Source organism: Rhodosalinus sediminis (assembly GCF_003385555.1).
Lineage (GTDB): Bacteria > Pseudomonadota > Alphaproteobacteria > Rhodobacterales > Rhodobacteraceae > Rhodosalinus > Rhodosalinus sediminis.
In genome coordinates this window covers 1-2,973 of record NZ_QOHR01000059.1, presented here as the reverse complement: position 1 = coordinate 2,973, position 2,973 = coordinate 1, and the positions used below count along the sequence as shown (strand labels likewise).

2 protein-coding genes and 1 pseudogene are annotated in these 2,973 nt (G+C 68.1%); 1 reads left to right on the top strand and 2 read right to left on the bottom strand.

The features are described 5' to 3' along the window. Both DRV84_RS15905 and DRV84_RS15000 read right to left on the bottom strand, forming a co-directional pair. A partial coding sequence (locus DRV84_RS15905; RefSeq protein ID WP_205026750.1) for a hypothetical protein occupies positions 1-204 on the bottom strand: 204 nt, incomplete at its 3' end. A 285-nt stretch (positions 205-489) separates the two neighbouring features. Beyond that, entirely contained in the window at positions 490-1,518 is a 1,029-nt protein-coding gene (locus DRV84_RS15000; protein ID WP_115982127.1) for a hypothetical protein, read from the bottom strand. Between the two features lie 251 nt (positions 1,519-1,769). Between DRV84_RS15000 and DRV84_RS14995 the strand changes: the two are divergent. Then, positions 1,770-2,973 (top strand): annotated as a pseudogene (locus DRV84_RS14995) (IS256 family transposase); the annotation flags it as partial.

Here is a 2,973-nt window from a genome sequence, read left to right as displayed (position 1 = left end):
CCCGTTTGGATGCCGATTGACAGGCGTTAGCGGAACCGCGCGTCTGACGTCTTCGAGGCGCTCTTTGGCGCCGCGTCCGACGCGCGCGCAGACGTCCTGAAGGCCAGCACCATGCCGGTCGAGGAAATCCGCGACGAGCCGCGGTGCATAGGTCGGCGGCATCGCACGGGACCAGTGTCGTGTAGGATATTGAAGCGCGCTCATGGCACCTCCTCGGGCGTCCGGTCCGCAGCCCATGCCACGAGTTCGTTCAAACCGTCGCCGTCAAAATCCCGCGTCTCGGCGCGGGTCAGGAGCGCTGTCGCATGATCTCGGCCGTCGCCACCGGCGCCTCACCGAGCAGGCGCCGGTGCCGACGTCCGAGAGTTTTCTTTCGAAACTTCTGGTGGAAAGGACCCAGCTCATATCGACCTGGTGCCTTCGTGGCCCTGTCCCGGCCCGGGCGCGTCACAGGGCGCGCGCCCGGGCAGGGGCATGGGCCGGACCTCGTTATTCCCTCACCCCCGCCTTCCCCTCCGTGTCGACGATCTCCGCGCGTATCCGGCTCCATGCCTGCGTCGCGGCCTCGCCCTCGCAGAGCGCCCGGTACTCCTGGCCCGCCTGTTCCGTCCGGTGTCCCAGGTGCGTCGCGATGATGCCCGCGGCCCGGTCCGGGGCGTGGCGGCGCATGTAATCGGCCGCGAGCGTGCGAAGATCATGCGCGGGGATCCCGATTGCCGCCTTCACGCGCGTGCTAGGCCATTTCCCGGCATGGGCGGACCGCGTCAGGGTCATCCAATTCTGCCCGAGTAGCTCCCGGTAGCGGAGATGGACCAGGCGATCGGGCCGACCGCCGAGTATCCACGCATCGAGCAACTCCGAGACTTCGGGCCAGAGCCCGCCGGCCTCGGTGGTGTGCTCCGTTTTTTCCTGCTGCCATGCGAGCCGCCAGGTGCCGTACGGGAGCCGGGTCAGTTCCTCTCCGATCCGCCAGGCGGCCACGTCGCTCGTCCGGGCGGGCTTGTTCATGAGCACGGCGAGTAGCGCCGCTGTTTGCCGCAGATGCGTCTTCCGTGCGGCGTGATCGGGCAGGGCGTCGGCTTCGGCTCGGATCTCACCGATCCGTTCGGCGATATATGCGAAGCCGCCCTTCTCCATGAGACTGGCGATCCGGCCGAACTTTTCCTTCTGCTCGCGCGAGACCTGCCGCCTCAAATGCGCGCGCACGAAGCGCATGCCGTCGAGCGCGTCCTCGTGTGTCCCGCCATGCTCTCCGAGCGCGATCAGGGCGTGGATATAGTTCGCCGCCGTCACCGGCTTGACCGCTGCCGCCGGATCCGCCGGCTCGGTGAACGCTTTCGCGAGGCTGTAGGCCGTGAGAAAGCCCAGCTCCTCTCCTGCGACACCGTTCGCCACCAGCGCGGCGCAGCGGGCGATGCTCGCGATGTAGCGCGCGAGGCTTTTCTTACGGATCGGGGCCCGTCTCAGGGCCCCACCGTAACGCTGCCAGCTCTCGGGCCACGGTGCTTTCTCCCGCATGGGCGCCGTGGGCTTCGCCCTGGTCGCTTTCTTTGTGTTCGGCCGCCGGGCAAGCCATTCCCGCTTCACTTCCAGGGCATTTCCCGTAGCGACATGCGGGGCGTACTTCGCGAGGGCCCTGAGAAGCGTCCGGAAGGTCGGTTCCGAGCCGGCGGCGAGCTATGCTCGAAAATAGGTGATGGGGTCTGCGAAGGCGGCGTATCGTGGCGGGTGATCAAGCCTGCCAGAACCTCCCGAAGGAGCGATACGCCATGGACCTTGAGACCACGATCACCCCGCTTCACCAGCCCGGATCGGTGGAGGACCCGCTGACCGAGATCGCGCGCGATGGCGCCCGGCGCATGCTGGCCGCGGCGCTGAGAGCCGAAGCCGACGCCTTCGTCGCGCAACACTCCGCAGAGACGCTGTCGGACGGCCGGCAGCGGGTTGTGCGGCATGGGTATGGGCCCGAGCGCAGTATCCAGACCGGGATCGGCGCGCTCGAAGTACGCCGCCCGAAGGTGCGGGACCGCGCCGAGGGCGTACCGGCCGAGAAGAGGATCCGCGTCAGCTCCGGCATCCTGCCCCGCTGGGCGCGCCGGTCAAAGAGCCTCGATGCCCTGCTGCCGGTGCTCTACCTGCGGGGCATTTCGACCGGGGACTTCCAGGAGGCCTTGGCCGCACTGCTCGGCACGGATGCGCCGAACCTGTCGCCGAACGTGATCTCGCGTCTGACCGGCGCGTGGCAACAGGAGTACGACCGCTGGCAGCGCCGCGACCTCTCGGCCCGGCGATACGTCTACATCTGGGCGGACGGCGTCTATCTCCAGGCCCGGATGGAGGCGCAGGCCGAGTGCATGCTGGTCATTCTCGGGTTCGGCGGGCTTGCGCGGCCGCATCGGCGGCCACGGTCCCGCCTCACCCCCGGAAGGAAAGAAGGAACTCGTCGGCTTCCAGGTGGGCGTGCGCGAGAGCGCGCGAGACGCCGGCGCGAGCTCCTGGTGGACATCAAGAGCCGCGGCCTCGAGGTGCCGCCCGAGATCGCCGTGGGCGACGGCGCCATGGTTCGCGGGCTCTCTCGGACGGATCGCCTTCGCCCGCTCACTCTGGAAGGCGCTCGACGAGGTCTTCCCGGGCACGCGTCACCAGCGCTGCTGGGTTCACAAGACCGCGAACGTGCTGAACAAGGTCCCGAAATCCATGCACCCGGCGGTGAAGGCCGACCTCTGAGACATCTGGCAGGCCGAGACCCGCGCCGCCGCCGAGGCGGCCCTGGACACCTTCGCCGAGAGTTGGAGGGATCAGGGTTTGATCCAGTGGATCAAACCCCCCGACAACGGGACGAAGTACGAGAAGGCCGTGACGTGCCAGACCAAGGACCGTGAGGCGTTGCTGGCGTTCTTCGACTTCCCGGCCGACCACTGGGACCACCTGCGCACCGGCAATCCCATCGAGAGCGTCTTTGCAACCGTCCGG

What these genes read in the sequence shown, in the direction of transcription:
- DRV84_RS15000 (WP_115982127.1), bottom strand. Translation starts at nt 1,518, where the DNA reads ATGCGGGAGAAAGCACCGTGGCCCGAGAGCTGGCAGCGTTACGGTGGG.